The 16,548-nt window shown below is 73.3% G+C and carries 14 protein-coding genes; 4 read left to right on the forward strand and 10 right to left on the reverse strand.

The features are described from left to right. Positions 1–46: 46 nt before the first annotated feature. The gene (locus tag ACQPYE_RS06555; RefSeq protein WP_498719958.1) at positions 47–1,441 is read right to left on the reverse strand and encodes a carbohydrate-binding protein; all 1,395 of its coding nucleotides are present in this window, start codon (positions 1,439–1,441) and stop codon (positions 47–49) included. Positions 1,442–1,555: 114 nt separating this feature from the next. Next, positions 1,556–3,229 carry a bifunctional 3'-5' exonuclease/DNA polymerase gene (locus ACQPYE_RS06560; protein ID WP_498719960.1) on the reverse strand — a complete coding sequence of 558 codons (1,674 nt, stop codon included), beginning with the start codon at positions 3,227–3,229 and terminating at the stop codon, positions 1,556–1,558. A gap of 97 nt (positions 3,230–3,326) precedes the next feature. On the opposite strand from ACQPYE_RS06560, the gene ACQPYE_RS06565 reads away from it, so the two are divergent. Next, positions 3,327–4,658: a hypothetical protein gene (locus tag ACQPYE_RS06565; RefSeq protein ID WP_498719962.1), complete on the forward strand. Its 1,332-nt coding sequence runs from the start codon at positions 3,327–3,329 to the stop codon at positions 4,656–4,658. On the opposite strand, the gene ACQPYE_RS06570 is transcribed toward ACQPYE_RS06565, so the two are convergent. Both ACQPYE_RS06570 and pruA read right to left on the reverse strand, forming a co-directional pair. Then, positions 4,638–5,561, reverse strand: coding sequence for a proline dehydrogenase family protein (locus ACQPYE_RS06570; protein ID WP_498719963.1), 924 nt, complete (start codon positions 5,559–5,561; stop codon positions 4,638–4,640). The two genes, ACQPYE_RS06565 and ACQPYE_RS06570, sit on opposite strands and share 21 nt — an antisense overlap. A 2-nt stretch (positions 5,562–5,563) precedes the next feature. Continuing rightward, a complete protein-coding gene (gene pruA / locus ACQPYE_RS06575; protein WP_498719964.1) occupies positions 5,564–7,189 on the reverse strand; it encodes an L-glutamate gamma-semialdehyde dehydrogenase in 1,626 nt (541 codons plus the stop codon). A gap of 115 nt (positions 7,190–7,304) precedes the next feature. Here pruA and ACQPYE_RS06580 point away from each other — a divergent pair, with 115 nt between their 5' ends. Both ACQPYE_RS06580 and ACQPYE_RS06585 read left to right on the forward strand, forming a co-directional pair. Then, a complete protein-coding gene (locus ACQPYE_RS06580) occupies positions 7,305–8,846 on the forward strand; it encodes a PucR family transcriptional regulator (RefSeq protein WP_498719965.1) in 1,542 nt (513 codons plus the stop codon). A 32-nt stretch (positions 8,847–8,878) separates the two neighbouring features. Continuing rightward, positions 8,879–9,913, forward strand: coding sequence for a fatty acid desaturase family protein (locus tag ACQPYE_RS06585; RefSeq protein WP_498719967.1), 1,035 nt, complete (start codon positions 8,879–8,881; stop codon positions 9,911–9,913). On the opposite strand, the gene ACQPYE_RS06590 is transcribed toward ACQPYE_RS06585, so the two are convergent. The 5 genes from ACQPYE_RS06590 to ACQPYE_RS06610 are packed head-to-tail and all read right to left on the reverse strand — an operon-like array spanning position 9,822 to position 13,455. Further along, positions 9,822–10,490, reverse strand: a complete 669-nt coding sequence (locus ACQPYE_RS06590; protein ID WP_498719969.1) for a YidC/Oxa1 family membrane protein insertase — start codon at positions 10,488–10,490, stop codon at positions 9,822–9,824. The genes ACQPYE_RS06585 and ACQPYE_RS06590 overlap by 92 nt on opposite strands. A gap of 39 nt (positions 10,491–10,529) precedes the next feature. Then, entirely contained in the window at positions 10,530–10,805 is a 276-nt protein-coding gene (locus tag ACQPYE_RS06595; protein ID WP_498719970.1) for a DUF6412 domain-containing protein, read from the reverse strand. A 21-nt stretch (positions 10,806–10,826) separates the two neighbouring features. After that, complete coding sequence (locus ACQPYE_RS06600) at positions 10,827–11,441, reverse strand: nucleoside/nucleotide kinase family protein (protein WP_498719972.1); 615 nt, start codon at positions 11,439–11,441, stop codon at positions 10,827–10,829. Next, entirely contained in the window at positions 11,438–12,037 is a 600-nt protein-coding gene (locus tag ACQPYE_RS06605) for a DUF402 domain-containing protein (RefSeq protein WP_498719973.1), read from the reverse strand. The genes ACQPYE_RS06600 and ACQPYE_RS06605 overlap by 4 nt, the downstream gene beginning before the upstream one ends. Before the next feature lie 5 nt (positions 12,038–12,042). Then, on the reverse strand, positions 12,043–13,455 hold the full coding sequence (locus ACQPYE_RS06610; protein ID WP_498719974.1) for a GAF domain-containing protein: 1,413 nt from the start codon (positions 13,453–13,455) through the stop codon (positions 12,043–12,045). Positions 13,456–13,589: 134 nt separating this feature from the next. Here ACQPYE_RS06610 and ACQPYE_RS06615 point away from each other — a divergent pair, with 134 nt between their 5' ends. Next, a complete protein-coding gene (locus tag ACQPYE_RS06615; RefSeq protein WP_498719975.1) occupies positions 13,590–14,900 on the forward strand; it encodes an aldehyde dehydrogenase family protein in 1,311 nt (436 codons plus the stop codon). Between the two features lie 6 nt (positions 14,901–14,906). On the opposite strand, the gene ACQPYE_RS06620 is transcribed toward ACQPYE_RS06615, so the two are convergent. Further along, a complete protein-coding gene (locus ACQPYE_RS06620) occupies positions 14,907–16,490 on the reverse strand; it encodes a beta-N-acetylhexosaminidase (protein WP_498719977.1) in 1,584 nt (527 codons plus the stop codon). Positions 16,491–16,548 lie beyond the last annotated feature (58 nt).

A 16,548-nucleotide genomic window follows, 5' to 3' on the forward strand; every position in this document is an offset into this window, starting at 1 on the left:
GTGGCGGGCCGCGCCGGAGGAGGGGCGCGCGGCCCGCCACGAGCACTCACGTGCCGAATCGGATCCAGTTCACGCTCACGTACGGCGAGGGCTGCCCGCTGGTGAACGTGACGTACACGTCGTGCGTCCCGGTGACGCCGGAGATGTTCGCGGGCACCGTCCGCCAGCTCTGCCAGCCGCCGGTGTCGCCGATGGCGAAGCTGCCGACCGGCGCCGCGGTCGGGCTGTCCAGCCGCACCTCGACCAGGCCGCTCACCCCGCCGGACGCGCCGGACGCGACCCGGGCGACGAACTGCGTCGCGGTGCGCGAGCCGAACCGGACGCCGGAGAACCGCAGCGAGTTGCCGTTGGCCAGCTGCGCCACCGCCTGACCGCCGTCACCCGACACGATCGAACCGCCGGACCGCGCCGTGGCCTGCTCGGCCTGGATGTCGGCGAACGCGTCCCACCCGCTGCCACCGGGCGTGGTGGTGGTCGTGGTCGTCGGCTGGGTGCCGCCGCCGGCCGACCACACCGCCACGTAGTCGACCACCATCGAGTGGCCGGACTGGGTCGCCGCGGTCGGCGTGCCGAAGCCCGCGACGCCGTTGGGGAACGCGCCGCCCATGGCCAGGTTCAGCAGCAGGAAGTAGCCCGCGTGACCGGTCATGTTGTTCCACGAGGTCGCGTCCATCTGGTTCTGGGTGACGCTGTGGAACTGCTGCCCGTCCACGTACCAGCGCAGCGCCTTGGGCGAGGAGCTGTCGTCCCACTCGAACCGGTAGGTGTGGAACGCCGACTGGCAGGACGAACCGGGGCAGGCGCGGCTCGCGCCGAGGCCGTTCGTCTCGTTGCACGGCCCGCCGGGGTTCACGCCGCAGTGCAGCACGCCCCACACGGAGTTGATGCCGTTGACGTTCTCCATGATGTCGAACTCGCCGATGGCGGGCCAGTTCCAGTAGTTGCCGCGGTAGGGCGCGCCGAGCGCCCAGAACGCGGGCCAGTAGCCGAGCGCGGCCTGGCCGGTGACGTTGGGCATCTGGATGCGGCCCTCGATGGCGAGCTTGCCGCCGGCCGGCGGCTTGAAGTTCGACCGCTGGGTCTCGATGCGGGACGACGTCCAGTTGCCCGAGCCGTCGCGCAGCGCGGTGATGCGCAGGTTGCCCGAGCCGTCGAGCTTGATGTTGTTCGTGCTGGTCGTGTAGTTCTGGATCTCGCCGGTGCCCCAGTTGCCGGGGCCACCGGGGTAGCCGTGACCGGTGTCGAAGATCCAGTTCGAGGACGACGGCAGCGTGTTCGCGCCGCCGTTGAAGTCGTCGCTCCACTGGAGCGTCCAGCCCGCGGGCGTGGACGGCACGGACGCGTTGGCCGACATGGTCGCGACGATCGCGAGCGGCACGGCGGTGATCAGGGCGGCGGCGGTCGCGAGGACCCGTCGTCGTCGGCTCCGGCTGAACTCCATGAGCGGTGACCTCCTTGTCACTGTTCCGAGCGTTCGGCACCAGACAACACATTGCCCTCTCTCATGAGAGCGCTCTCACGATGATCGTTCAAGAGTCCGATCGGCCCAATGCGGCTACTTCGCGTCGGCGTAGGAGTCGACGGGCACGGCTTTGAGCGGGAAGCGGACCGGTGTCGCGCCGAACACCAGCCGGGACGCCTCCTCGCCCGCCGCCGTCACCTCCGCGCACACCACCTCGGCCTGTTCCGCCGGGCAGTGCACCAGCACCTCGTCGTGCTGGAAGAACACCAGGTGCGCGTCCGGCGCGGACCGGCGCAGCCGCCGCCGAAGCACGCCGAGCAGCGCCGCCGTCCAGTCCGCCGCGCTGGCCTGCACCACGAAGTTGCGGGTGAACCGGCCCCAGTCGCGCGCCGCCCGCCGCGACTGCCGCACCGCGTCCTCGCCGTCGTCGGTGCTGCCGGTCGTCTCGTGCCACGCGGCCGACGGCGGCGGGCTCGTGCGGCCCAGCCGGGACCGGACCACCCGGCCCTGCTCACCGGCCAGCGCGGCGGCCTCCACGTACCCGACCGCGTCGGGGAAGCGGCGGCGCAGCACCGCCATCGCCGGACCCGCGTTGCCGCCCGTGCCGCCGTACATCGCGGACAGCATGGCGAGCTTCGCCTTGCCCCGGTCGCCGTCGAACGCCTCCGCGGCCAACGTCGTGTAGAGGTCGTCGTCCGAGGACACCTCGGTGAACTTGTGGTCGTTCGACAACGCCGCCAGCACGCGCGGCTCCAGCTGCGCCGCGTCCGCCGCCACCAGCTTCCACCCCGGATCGGCCCGCACCGCCGTGCGCAGCGTGCGCGGGATCTGCAACGCCGCACCGCCCCGCGTCGCCCACCGCCCGGACACCACGCCACCGACCACGTAGTCCGGCCGGAACCGCCCGTCCGCCACCCAGGCGTCCAGCCACGTCCAGCCGTGCGCCACCCACAGCCGGGCCAGTTCCTTGTACTCCAGCAACGGCTCCACGGCCGGGTGGTCGACGCCCTTGAGCACCCACGCGCGGGCCGACGGCACGTCGATGCCCTCCCGGGCGAACGCGCGCACGATGCCCGGCGGGTGGTCCGGGTTGACCTGCTTGCCGCCGAACGCCGCCGTGATCCGGTCGGCCAGCTCGGCGAGCCTGGCCGGGCGCACGCCGGTGGCCGGTCGCGGGCCGAGGGTGTCCACCAGCAGCTTCTCGTGCACGTCCACCCGCCACGGCAGGCCGAAGTGCGTCATCTCGGCGGCGGCCAGCGCGCTGGCCGACTCGGCCGCGAACAGCAGCCTGAGCCGGTCGGCGTGCACGAGCGTGGCGGCCAGCCGCTGCTGCTCGACGTGCACCGCGACCACCGCGTCGAGCGGGTCGACGTCGCCGGGCAGCCGCCGCTGCTCGGGTTCGAACAGGGTCGGCTGGGTGTCGCGCTTGCGCGGCCCGTGGTCGTCCGGCACGGGCAGCCCGCGCAGCCGGGCGATCGCCGCGCCCAACCCGCGCGGCTCGCCGTGCCGCCCCTGGTAGGCCAGCAGCAGGTACTCGACGTGCGCCAGGTCCTGGCACCGCTCGACCCGCACCCCGCGTGCCAGCAGGTCGGGGTAGACCTCCGCCGTCTCCGCCCACAGCCACCGGGGTCGGTGCCGCTCCTCCAACCCGGACACCGCCGCCGCCAGGTCCGTCGTCGCCACCACCGGTCCCTCGGGCGCCCCGGAGTCGGCGAGCACGCGGAACCGGCCCGCGTTCTCGCCGTCCGGCACCAAGGCGATGAGCACGCCTCTGATTGTGCCGCCGAGGTCCGACAATCCCGGCCCCGGACCTCAAGCCGCCGGTGACCCGATCGTGGCGGAGGGCGGGGAGCAGGATGAGCCGGTGGACCGCACCCTGTCGCCCGGTGAGCTGCTGGACCCCCGGTACGAGGTGGTGCCGTTCCACGGGCGCGTGGACGAGCTGGCCGAACTGGCGCGCTGGTGGGAGGGCGACGAGGCGTGCTCCGTCCTGCTCCTGCACGGTCCGGCGGGTGTCGGCAAGACCCGGTTGGCGCGGCACTTCGCGGCCGGCCCGGACGGCCCGGACGTCCTGGTCGTGGACGACGCCGACCTGGCCCGGCACCTCGACCTGGTCGGGCACCTGGACCTGCGGGAACCCCGCGTGCTGCTGGTCGCCCGGAGCACGGGCTGGTGGTGGTCCGCGCTCCGGCAACGTGCCGTCGGCCTCGGCTACCGCACCGCGGAGCTCGCCGTCACCGCCCGCCCGGACGAGCACGAGACGTCCTTCGCCACCGCCTGCGCCCACTTCGCCTACGCCCTGGGCCTGCAGATCCCGACCACGGCCCCGCCGGACGCGCCGACGCTGCACGACCTGCACCTGGCCGCCCTTGTCGCGGTGCACGGCTCACCCGTCGAGCCGGCGCCGACCCGCGGCCGGCTCGCGGAGGACGCGCTGGCCGGCACGCTGCTGGACGACCGGATCACGCCCGACCGCACGCCGGAGACCCTGGAACTGCTGCTCCGCGCCGCCGAACGCCTGCCGCACGCCCGCCGCCGGGCCGAGGAGCTGTTCACCGCGCACCCGGAACTCGCGGACACCGCCACCGGCGCCACCCTGAGGATCCTCGCCGAGTGGCCCGCGCCGGCCCGGGCCGTCGCCCGCCGCGTCTTCGACGACCCCCGCTTCCACGGCGACCCGCTGCCCGCGATCCTCACCCGGACGTTCGCGCGCGAGGCCCGGACCAAGCTCGAACAGGCCGAGCTGCACGGTCTGCTGGCCGCCCGCGCGGCCCTGGCGTCGCTGCACGACGAAGCCCTCGAAGCGGCCCGCCGGGAGGTCGCCCTGTACCGCGAACTGGCCGACGAGGACCCGGCCGAGCACCGCTCCGCGCTGGCGGACGCGGTGGCGGACCTGAGCCTGCGGCACATCGCCGCGGACCGACCTGAGGACGCCCTGACCGCGGCCGAGGAAGCCGCGGCGCTGTGCCGGGTCGTCGCCGCCGAGGACCACGACTGCGCACCCCGGCTGGCCCGCGCGCTCGACCAGCTGGGCAGGCGCTACGCCGCGCTCGGCCACCGGGCGGAGGCGATGGCCGCCCTGGACGAGGCGGGCGACCTCTACCGCGACCTCGCCGAGGTCCACCCGAAGCTGTTCCGGGTGGACCTGGCGAAGGTCACCGACCAGCGGATCGGGCTAGCCCGTGGTGACCAGTGAGCGGAGGAAGAACGCCACGTTCGCCGGGCGCTCCGCCAGCCGCCGCATGAAGTAGCCGTACCACTGGTCGCCGTACGGCACGTAGACCCGCATGCGGTTGCCCGCGGCGGCGATGCGGCGCTGCTCGTCCGGCCGGATGCCGTACAGCATCTGGTACTCGTAGGCGTCCGGCGACCGGTCCTTGGCCAGCTCGCCCGCGATCGCGATCAGCCGGGGGTCGTGCGAGGCGACCATCGGGTAGCCCTCGCCCGCCAGCAACGCCTTCAGGCACCGCACGTACGACCGGTCGACGTCGGCCTTGTCCTGGAACGCCACCGAAGCGGGCTCCCGGTACGCGCCCTTGCACAGCCGCACGCGCGACCCGGCGTGGGCCAGGTCCCGGCAGTCCTGCTCGGTCCGCTTCAGGTACGCCTGGAGCACCGCGCCCACCCACGGGAAGTCCACCCGCAGCTCGCGCAGGATGCCCAGGGTGGAGTCGGTCGTGGTGTGGTCCTCCATGTCGAGGGTGACCGTGGTGCCGACCGCGCCCGCCGCCGAGCAGATGCGCCGGGCGTTCTCCAACGCGATCTTCTCGCCGTCGACGGGCAGGAACTGGCCCACCGCGGACAGCTTCACCGACACCTCGGCCCGCTCGGTGTGCCCGGCGAGTTCGAGCCTGCGCAGCAGGTCCAGGTAGGCCTCGACGGTGGCCGAGGCCTGCGCCGCGTCCCGGGTGTCCTCGCCGAGGTGGTCCAGCGTGACGTAGCGGCCGTCGGCCAGCACCTCGCCGGTGGTGGCGACGGCCGCGGCCACGTCGTCGCCGGAGATGAAGCGCCTGACCACCGGCCGGGTCAGCGGCGTGCGTTCGACCAGCTCGCGGACGGCGCCGGAGCGCGAGGCGGCGAGCAGCGCGGAGCGGAGCATGATCACCCCTGGTGCGGGTAGCGGTAGGAGGTCGGAGCCGCGAACGTCTCCTTGATGGAACGCGGGCTCACCCAGCGCAGCAGGTTGTGCACCGAGCCCGCCTTGTCGTTCGTGCCCGACGCGCGACCGCCGCCGAACGGCTGCTGCCCGACGACCGCGCCCGTCGGCTTGTCGTTGACGTAGAAGTTGCCGGCGGCGAACCGCAGCTCCCGCTGCGCGTGCGCGATGGCGGCCCGGTCCCGCGCGATGATCGCGCCGGTCAGGGCGTACGGCGCGGCGCTCTCCATCTGCCGCAGCACGGTGTCGTAGTCCGAGTCCTCGAACACGTGCACCGCCAGCACCGGCCCGAAGTACTCGGTGGTGAACACCTCGTGCGCCGGGTTGCTCCCCAGCAGCACGGTCGGTCGCACGAAGAAGCCCTCGGAGTCGTCCGCCGTGCCGCCCGCGACGACTTCGAGCTGGTCGTCGGCGCGCGCGGCCTCCAGCACCCCGGACAGCTTGTCGAAGGAGCGCCGGTCGATGACCGCGCCCATGAAGTTCGACAGGTCCGTGACGTCGCCCATGGTCAGCGACTCGACGTCGGCCAGGAAGTCGTCCTTCACGCGGTTCCACACCGAGCGCGGGACGTACGCGCGGGACGCGGCCGAGCACTTCTGGCCCTGGTACTCGAACGCGCCGCGGACCAGCGCGGTGCGCAGCACGTCGACGTCGGCCGACGGGTGCGCGAGCACGAAGTCCTTGCCGCCGGTCTCGCCGACGACGCGCGGGTAGGAGCGGTAGTTCGCGATGTTCGCGCCCACCTGGCCCCACAGGTGCTGGAACGTGCGGGTGGACCCGGTGAAGTGGATGCCCGCGAGGTCCGGGTCGGCCAGCGCCACCTCGGACACGGCCAAGCCGTCGCCGGGCAGCAGGTTGATCACGCCCGGCGGCAGGCCGGCCTCTTCGAGCAGCCGCATGGTGAGGTGCGCGGCGAAGCTCTGCGTCGGCGACGGCTTCCACAGCACCACGTTGCCCATCAGGGCGGGCGCGGTGGGCAGGTTGCCCGCGATGGCGGTGAAGTTGAACGGCGTGATCGCGTAGACGAAGCCCTCCAGCGGGCGGTGGTCCGTGCGGTTCCACACGCCGGTGGACGACTGCGGCTGCTCGGCGAGGAGCTGCCGGCCGAAGGAGACGTTGAAGCGCCAGAAGTCGATCAGCTCGCACGCGGCGTCGATCTCGGCCTGGATCGCGGTCTTGGACTGGCCGAGCATGGTGGCCGCGTTGAGCGTGGCCCGCCACTTGGTCGCGAGCAGGTCGGCGGCGCGCAGCAGGATCGCGGCGCGGTCGTCGTAGGACATCGCGCGCCACTCGGGCGCGGCCTGCTTGGCGGCGGCGATGGCGTCCCGGGTGTCCTGCCGCGTGGCGCCGTGCAGGGTGCCGAGGACGGCGCGGTGGTTGTGGGGCTGCACGACGTCGAAGCGCTCGCCGCCGCCGACCCGCTGCTCGCCGCCGATGGTGAGGGTCAGCTCGGTGGGCTCCTTGACCAGCTCGGCCAGCTTCGCCTGCAACTGCGCGCGCTCCGGGGTGCCGGGGGCGTAGCCGAGGACGGGCTCGTTCACCGGTGCGGGGACCGCGGTCACGGCATCCACAAGCAGCTCCTTCGCCACAAAGTTCGGGGGTGTCCCAACGGTAGGACTTCCAACCATGCGGCCCGTTGTCCACCCGTCTAGGCTTGGCCACCCCTCGTTGTGGAACTGGACAAAGATGAGCCTGCGGCAGGTCCTGATCGCGCTCGGCGATCCGCTGGTCGAGGTGCAGGTCGCGCCGCACGGGCTGGAGGCCGACGTCCTCGACGTGGTCATCCTCGACCCGGACGACACGCCCGACGTGCGGCCCGGCGACCTCGCGCTGGTCATCGGCGCACGGGGACGCGCCGCGGCACCGCTGGTCCGGGCCGCCGGCGCCGGGGGAGCGGTGGCGGTCGCGGTCAAGGTCGACACGCCGTCGACGGTGCTGCGGCAGGCGGCGGCGGACGCGGGCGTGGCGCTGCTGGCCGTGCGGCCCGAGGTCCGCTGGGAACACCTCGAAGCGCTGGCCCGCGGCGTCGTGCGCAACGTCCGCGTGACGGCCGACGCGGGCCCGGGGGAGGTGCACGGCGACCTGTTCGGCCTCGCCCAGACCATCGCCTCGCTGACCGGCGGCATCGTCAGCATCGAGGACACCGCGAGCCGCGTGCTGGCCTACTCCCGCTCCACCGACGAGGTGGACGAGCTGCGCCGGCTGTCGATCCTCGGCCGCCAGGGGCCGGAGCCGTACCTCAAGATGCTCCGCGAGTGGGGCGTCTACCAGCGCCTCCGCTCCGGTGAAGAGGTCGTCCGCATCGACGAGCGCCCCGAGCTGGGCATCCGCCGCCGCATCGCCGTCGGCATCCACGCGGGCGCGCAGCCGCTGGGCACGATCTGGGTGCAGGAGGGCGGCGCCCCGCTGGCCGAGCAGGCCGAACGCGCCCTCCTCGGCGCCGCCCGCGTCACCGCCCTGCACCTGGTCCAGCAGCGCGAGCCCGCCGCCGCGTTCCGGGAGAACCTGCTCGCGTCCCTGCTCGACGGCCGGATGGACGCCGAGGCGATCGCCGAGCAGATCGGCGCGGACCCGGACAAGCCCGCCGCCGTCGTCGTCTTCGCCCTGCGCGGGCAGGAGCACACCGACCGCACGCAGCACGAGCTGCGCCGGGCCGAGATGACCAGCCTGATCTCCGTGCACGCCGCCGCGTACCGGCGCAGCGCGCTCGTCAGCCGGCAGAGCGGTCGCACGTACGCCCTGCTCACCGACCTGCCGCCGAAGGCGCCGCTGCTGACGTTGACCAAGGAGATCGTGGCCGCCGCGCGCAAGCACATGGGCCTGCGGGTGCAGGGCGCGATCGGCTCCACCGTGCCGACGGTGGACGAGGTGATGATCTCCCGGGACGAGGCCGACCGGGTGCTCGACGCCATGTCGCGCGACCTCGACGCCGACGTGGCGACGCTGGAGGACGTCCGGTCCCGGGTGTTGATCAGTGAAACCCTCGCGCTTTTGGCCGACCACCCGCGCATCCGGGATCCGCGACTCGCGCGGCTCGATGGGGAACTGGCCCGTTCACTTTTGGTCTACTTGGACGAATTCGGCGATGTGAAAAGCGCAGCCGCGCAACTGCACGTTCACCCGAACACCCTCCGGTACCGCCTCCGACGTGCGGCGGAGCTCGGCGGATTCGATCTGGACGACCCGTTGCTCCGGTTGTTCGCCCAGTTGCAACTCAGGCTGGGCTGAGGCTCGACTGCCGCGCGCCGTACCCTCCGGGAGTGAGCACCCAAGCCCGCGGCAGCGACTTCGCTGAATTGTCCAGGTTGGTCAAGCAGCAAGGTCTGCTCGACCGGCGCACCGGTTTCTACGTCACGTTCCTGGTCGGCTTGATCGCCGCCCTGGGGCTCACCGTGGTCGGCATGGTGCTGATCGGCGACTCGTGGTGGCAGCTCCTGCTCGCCGCGGTGCTCGCCGTCGTGTTCACCCAGATCGCGTTCCTCGGTCACGACGCCGGCCACCGGCAGATGTTCACCAGCGGCAAGGCCAACTACAGGACCGGCCTGCTGCTGGGCAACCTCGGCGTCGGCGTCGGCATCGGCTGGTGGATGGGCAAGCACAGCCGCCACCACGCCAACCCCAACCACGAGGACGAGGACCCGGACGTCGACATCTCCGTGCTCGCGTTCAGCGCCGAGCAGGCGCAGCGCAAGCGCGGCTTCTTCCGGCTCGTCGTCAAGCACCAGGCGTGGTTGTTCTTCCCGCTGCTGCTGCTCGAAGGCCTCAGCCTGCACATCATCAGCACGTCCGCCGCGGCGCGCCGCGAGGTCAAGGGCTGGAAGCTGGAACTGGTCCTGCTGGTCGTCCACTTCGTCGCCTACCTGACCCTCGTCTTCACGGTCATGTCGCCGGTGAAGGGGCTCGCGTTCATCGCGGTGCACCAGGCCCTGTTCGGCCTCTACATGGGCATCTCGTTCGCGCCCAACCACAAGGGCATGCCGGTGCTCCAAGCCGGCCACCAGCTCGACTTCCTCCGCAAGCAGGTGCTGACCTCCCGCAACGTCAAGGGCGGCGTGTTCACCGACTTCCTGCTGGGCGGCCTGAACTACCAGATCGAGCACCACCTGTTCCCGAGCATGCCGCGGCCGAACCTGCGCCACTCGCAGGCTCTGGTCCGCGACTTCTGCCAGCGCCAGTCGGTGTCCTACGCCGAGTGCGGCCTGTTCAGGTCGTACGGGTACGTGCTCCAGTACCTGCACGAGGCGGGAGCTGAACTGCGCGATGCAGGAAAGCTCGCTCCAGCAGGGTCCAGGTAGTCGTCGTCACGAGGTAGACCCCGGCCGCCAGGGGCAGCACGGCGGCGATGAGAACGGTGCCGAACGGCAGGAGCCGCAGCAGCCTCGCGAAAGGCGGCTGCGGCCCTCCGTTCTTCAGGGCAACCGCCGCCTGCCACCGCGAGGTCGCGTACGCCACCCCGGTGAGCACGGCGAACAGTGCGAGGAACACGGGCGTGTGCGCCCACACGCCGAACCAGTGCGTGCCCAGCGGAACGCCGAGCAGCGTGCCGTCCAGCAACGGGTTCGGCGTGGTCACCAGCCGGTACATCACCATGAAGAACGGCGCCTGCACCAACGCGGGCAGGCAGCCGGCCAGCATCGACGTGCCGTTGGACCGGTAGAGCTCCAGGGTCTTCTCCTGGAGCTCGACCTTGTCCTTGCCGTACTTCTCGGACAGCACGCGGATCTCGGGCGCCAACGCGGCGCGGGCTTTCTCGCCGCGCACGGCGGCACGGCTGAGCGGGTGCATGAGCAGCCGCACGACGGCGGTGAAGGCGACGATGGCCAGGGCGGGCGTGGCGAACCCGGCCAGGGCTGAGCCCAAAGCGTGGAACAAGGGGAGAACTCCGTCCTCAGAGCAAGCGGAACAAGGGCCTCAGGAGCTGAGGCCGAGTCCGGGTGCCCGGGGACGGGGACGGCCCGCCGCGTCGGGGTCGCGCAGCCGCAGGAACGCGGCGCGCAGCGACTTCTCGCGGATCGACAGCGACCGCACCCACGCGGGCGCGGCCCGCACCACCGGCGTGGCGGTGAGCAGCAGCAAGACCAGCGCCACGGCCGTCACGGCGGCCAGCACCTCGGCGGGCGTGCCGAGCAGGGTGAGGGCGTAGAGGGAGACCAGGCACAGCGCCGGCAGCAGTCGCAGCCTGGACATGCCCTCACCTCCCCCTGGGTCTCAGTCCACCTTACCCACGAGGGCGGGTCGCGCGGGGTGGTCGTAGCGCACCGTCACATCCGCGTGCGGCTCGTAGGAGGCGTAGGCGGGCAGCGTCCACCGCCACTCGTCGGCCGACTGCCGTCCGAGCGCGCCGGCCGACAGCCACAGGTGCACGGTCAGCTCGGCGGGCAGCCACTTGTCCAACAACATCGTGCCGTCCAGCAGCAGCACGCCGCCTGCGCCGAGCGTCACGTACCCGGCCCGGTGCGCCCGGTCCGTCGCCGCGTTCCACAACGCCGGCAGCACCCGTCCCGACCCGCCGGGGTCGAGCGGCTCCAGCACCTCGCGGAGCAGGCCGCCCACGTCCAGCCACGAGTCGCGGAACGAGTCGGGGTCCTCGTGCCCGAACTCCAGCCGCACGGACGCGGGCCGCAGGAAGTCCCACGCCGACACCCGCAGCACCGGACGTCCCAGCGCGCGCAGCGGCTCCACCAGGGCGTCCGCCAGCTCGCCCGGCCTGGCCGGCACGGCGCCGTCGACCAGCACCCGTGCCCACGACGTGCGCGGCAACGCGTCGATCCGCCCGACCAACTCGTCCACGAGGGTCTGCGGCGAGAGCGGGACGACCTTCACGGCAGCGGGTGGCCCTCCCAGCCGGCGGGCAGCACCGGGACCGGCCAGTCCGGGTCCGGCTCCCACGAGCCCCACGCCGGGTCCCACCACGTCGTGCCGGCGGTCAGCATCGCCGCGACCTCCTCGGCGGTGCGCCGGATCCGCTCGGCCTCGGCGGCGTCGTACTTGCCGTCGGCCACCATCTCCTCGAACTCGTCGCGGTCCAGCTCCCGCCAGTCGCCGTCGACGGGCGCCCAGAAGTCCACCGCGTGGTCGAGTGTGTCGAAGCCGAACGCGGTGCGGCGGAACGGGGCCTGGAGGTTGAGGTAGAAGCCCGCGAACCGGCGTCGCGGCCCCTGCCAGTACAGGTCGACCGAGTAGGCGTCGCCGGGCCGGTGCAGCTGGAGCTTGCCGATGCCGGTCCAGCGCGTGCGGCCGAGCTCCTGCCAGTGGTGGGGCCGCGGGTGCGGGTGGAAGCCGAACTCGGTGTCCGGCGCGGTGAACACGACGAGCAGGTCGGGCCCGTCCGCCACGACCCGGGTCGGCGTCACCACCCACGGCTCGCCGTGCAGCACCTCACGGCGCAACGCCACGTCCCCCGGCTGGAAGTACCCCATGTCGATCAGGCTAGTGCCCGCCTCAGCCTGGTCGCCGCCACCTCGCGGCGCGGGTCGGCGCGCGGGAGCAGGCGGGCCAGGCGGTCCAGCACGGCCGCGTCCTCGGCCACCAGGCCGAACGCCCACAACGCCTCGACGTCGCCCCGTGCCAGCACGCCCCGGCGCAACGCCACCGCCAGGTCCTCCCGCTCCTCGCGCACCACCGGCGCCTCGGACCGGGGGAGCAGCTCACCCCGGTACGCCGCCGCGGCCGTCCCGACATCACCGGCGCGCAGCGCGTCGCGCACCGCCAGGAAGTCACCGCGCACGTCCGCCGACAGCCGGTACGGCCTGGTCAGCAGCACTCCGCCCAGCTGGGCGCGCAGCCGGTGCAGCTCGGCCCGCACGGTCGTCGGGTTGCCGCGCTCGCCGTACAGGTGCAGCGCCAGCCGCTCGGCCGTCAGCCCGCGCGGGTGCAGCGCGAGCGCCGTCAACAACTCCGCGTGCCGCAACGACAGCGGCAGCGCCCGACCGTCCAGCGACCCCTTCGGGTCGCCCAGGAACCGCAGCGACAGCACGGGTCTTCGCGTGCCCGGTCGTGGCGCCCGGAGCAGGTACCCCTCGTCCAACGGCTCCAGGCGCGCTTCCCGCCCATCGGCCAGCCGCACGGTCTCGCCGGTCACGTCCACCCGCGCCGTCAGCAGGCCGTGCGGTTCGGCGGCCAGCACCCGGCCGCTCGGGCTCAGCAAGGCGCCGGGCTCGCCGCGCAGGCCGATCAGGTGCCGCAGGTTCACCGACCGCAGCCGCTCGTCCCGGGTCGCCAGCCGCACCCGCAACTGGCCCTCCGCCAACCTCGCGGCGGCGGACACGAGCGCGACCAGCGCCGGGTGCGTGCTGCTCAACGGCCCGCTCACGTCCACCACGCCGATCGTGCGGCCGGTGTCCGGGTCGCGCACCGGGCTCGCCGCGCACGTCCACCCGTGGTAGGTCCGCACCAGGTGCTCGGCGGAGTGCACGGTCACCGGCCCGCCCACGGCCAGCGCCGTGCCCATCGCGTTCGTGCCGATCGCGTCCTCGGCCCAGCACGCGCCCTCGCTCAGCCGCACCCGTTCGGCCAGGCCGCGCACGGACCTCGCGCCCTCGCACCACAGGATGTTGCCGTCCGCGTCGGTGATGATCATGACGTGCCGCACCTCGTCGGCGATGCCCAGCAGCGTCTCCCGCAGCACCGGCAGCGCCGCCGCGATCGGGTGCGCGCCGCGCCGGTCGACCACCTCGGCCGGGTCGAGCACCACGGGCGGCTCGTGCCGGTCCGGGTCGACCCGCGCGGCCAGCGACCGCCGCCACGACTCCACGATCAGCTCGCGGGCGCCGCGAACCCGGTCCCCGCTCAACACCGCCTCGCGCGCGTGCGCGAGCCGACGCGGGTCCGGTTGCATGGGCGCCTCCCCGACCAGGATGACCCGCCCGCGCCGATCGCGGCAAGCCGATCGCTGGTCCGTTCGGGTGCAACGCGACTGCAACGTCCCGCGTCCGACGCTGCCGCCGCACGACCGACACGAGGAGGCCGGACATGGCGAGGTACGCGGCGCCGGGCGCACAGGGCAGCGTGGTCTCGTACCGGGACCGGTACGACCACTTCATCGGCGGCGAGCACGTGCCGCCGGCCCGGGGCGGCTACTCCGCCGACCGCACCCCCGTCACCGGCGAGGTGTTCACCGAGGTCGCCCGGGGCTCCGCGGAGGACGTGGACCGGGCGCTGGACGCCGCGCACGGCGCGTCCCGCCGGTGGGGCCGCACGTCACCCGCCGAACGCGCGACCGTGCTCAACGAGATCGCCGACCGGATCGAGGACCACGTCGAGGCCCTCGCCGTGGCCGAGACCTGGGACAACGGCGCACCGGTCCGGGAGGCGCTGGCCGACCTGCCGCAGGTGGCCGACTGCTTCCGCGACTTCGCCGCGCTGGTCCGGGCGCAGGAGGGCAGCGTGTCGGCGCCGGTCGACGGCCTGGTGGCCCACCACTTCCGGGAACCGCTCGGCGTGGTCGACCGGCTCGTCCCCTGGCGCTCACCGCTGCTGACGGCCGCCGTGCACCTCGCACCCGCGTTGGCGGCGGGGAACACCGCGGTGCTCAGACCGGCGGAGCGGGCGCCCGCGGTGGTCCACGTGCTGGTGGGCCTGATCGCCGACCTGGTGCCGCCGGGCGTGGTGAACGTGGTCAACGGCGTCGGCGGGGACGAGTCGCCGGTCGGCCGGGGCACGGACGTCTTCCTCGCCGACGTGGCCGCGAGCCGTGACGCGCTCTACGACCGGGCGTTGGCGGGCTTCACCGCGTTCGCCCTGGACCGGGCGCTCGTGCAGGGCCCGATCCACGACCGGTTCCTGTCCGACGCCACCGAGCGCGCCCGCTCGGCCCGGCAGGGCCACCCGCTGGACACCGGAACCGAGGTCGGCGCCCTGCCCGGCCGCGACCTGCTCGACCGCACCCTGTCGCTGATCGAGGTCGCCGAGCGGGACGGCGCCCGGGTCCTCTGCGGCGGCGAACCGGCGGACCTCGGCGGCGAGCTGTCCGGCGGGTGCTACCTGAAGCCGACGGTCATCGCGGGCGAGTCGCGGGTGTCCCGCTCCGACCTCGTCGGCCCCGTCGTGCGGGTCACCGCGTTCGACCACTTCGACGACGCGGTGAAGGAGCTCGCCGACACCGCCGCCGGGGTGGGCCTGTGGTCCCGGGAGGCGGGCGTCGGCTTCCGGGCCGGCCGGCGGGTGCCCGCGCGCCGGGTGCGGGTGAACACCTTCCGGTCCGGCCCGGGGCACGAGGACCGCCGCGCCCTGCTCGACCAGTGCCAACGGACGAAGACGGTCCTGGTCGAGCAGGCCTGCTGACCGCGGTTACCAGGGCACCTGCGGCGACGGGTAGTAGTTCACGCCCATCACGTCCCACCGGTCGGCCTGCGCCGCCAGCCGGACCTTGAACCGGTCCCAGTCGTGCGTCGACCACGGCGACCAGCCCAGCTCCGCGATCGCGGGCAGGCGCGGGAACGCCAGGTGCTCCAGGTCGGCGGTGTTCGTGATGGTCTCGCTCCACAACGGCGCCTCGACGCCGCGCACCGCGTCGGCCGGGAGCCCCTCGACGTACGCGCCGGGGTTCCAGTCGTACGCGTCCTGCACGTCGGTGTACCCGGCCCAGCTCAACCCCAGCTTGGTGTTCGCGTCGTACTTCATGTCCAGGTACGCCTTGGTCGCGGGCGACAGCACGATCTCGTTGCCACGCGCGGCGGCCTCGACCACGTCCGGCGCGACCGTCTTCGTGCCCCAGAACTGCGGCACCGCCGACGCGGGCGGACCGGCCTTCACGAACTCGTGCCACCCGGACGCGGTCTTGCCGTGCTTGGCCACCAGCGGCAGCACCTTGTCCATGAACAGGTCGAAGTCCGGGTCGGTGGTGGCGTGCGCCTCGTCGCCGCCGATGTGGAGGTACTCGCCCGGCGTCAACGCGGCCACCTCGCGCAGCACGTCGTCCACGAACCGGTAGGTGATGTCCTTGCCGATGCACAGGGAGCTGAAGCCGACCTCGATGCCGGTGTAGAGCGGCGGCGCGACGCCGTCGCAGTTCAGCTCCGGGTACGACGACAGCGCGGCGTTGGTGTGCCCCGGCAGGTCGATCTCCGGGATCACCGTGATGTGCCGTGCGGCGGCGTAGGCCACGAGGTCCCGGTACTGCTCCTGGGTGTAGAAGCCGCCGGGACCGCCGCCGACCTCCGTGCTGCCGCCGTGCGCGGTGAGGTTGGGCCAGCTCTTGATCTCCAGCCGCCAGCCCTGGTCGTCGGTCAGGTGCAGGTGCAGCCGGTTGACCTTGTAGAGCGCGATCTGGTCGACGTACCGCTTGACCTCGTCCACGGAGAAGAAGTGCCGGGCCACGTCGAGCATCGCGCCCCGGTGGGCGTAGCGCGGGTAGTCCAGCACCCGGCCGCCGGGCGCGGTCCACGGCCCGCGCTGCCTGGTCCTGGCCTCCACCTTCGCGGGCAGGACCTGCCGGAACGTCTGCACGCCCGCGAACAGCCCCGCCGCCGTGCGCGCCCGGATCAGCACGCCCCGCCCGGTCACGTCGAGCTGGTAGCCCTCGTCGCCGACGACGGCGTCCGCGCCGACGAGCAGCAGCGAGATGTGCCGGCCGGACGCGCCGGGCGCCACGGGCAGGCGGTAGCCCGTCGACGGGCGCAGCACGCCCGCGAGGAACTCGCCGACCTGCTTCGCGGCGTCCGAGCCGGGGTGGGTGTAGATCCTGGTGTCCGGGCTGAGCGTGAACGTCACGCCCGGTCGCGGGGTGACAGTGACGGGAGCGGGCACGATGTGCTGCAACGGCGTCTCCGGAGCTGCGTGGGCGGGAACCGCCGCGCCGACCGCGCCGATGAACAGCAGCGCGACGAGCACTCGACCGAACCCGCGCCGTCCGGCGCCTTCTGTGGGAAGCACTGACGTCCTCCTGGTCAGCGTGGATCACCGAGCGGCGGCTCACGCCACCGTTTCAGCC

The organism is Actinosynnema sp. CA-299493, from assembly GCF_050946825.1.
In the GTDB taxonomy this organism is placed as follows: Bacteria; Actinomycetota; Actinomycetes; order Mycobacteriales; family Pseudonocardiaceae; genus Actinosynnema.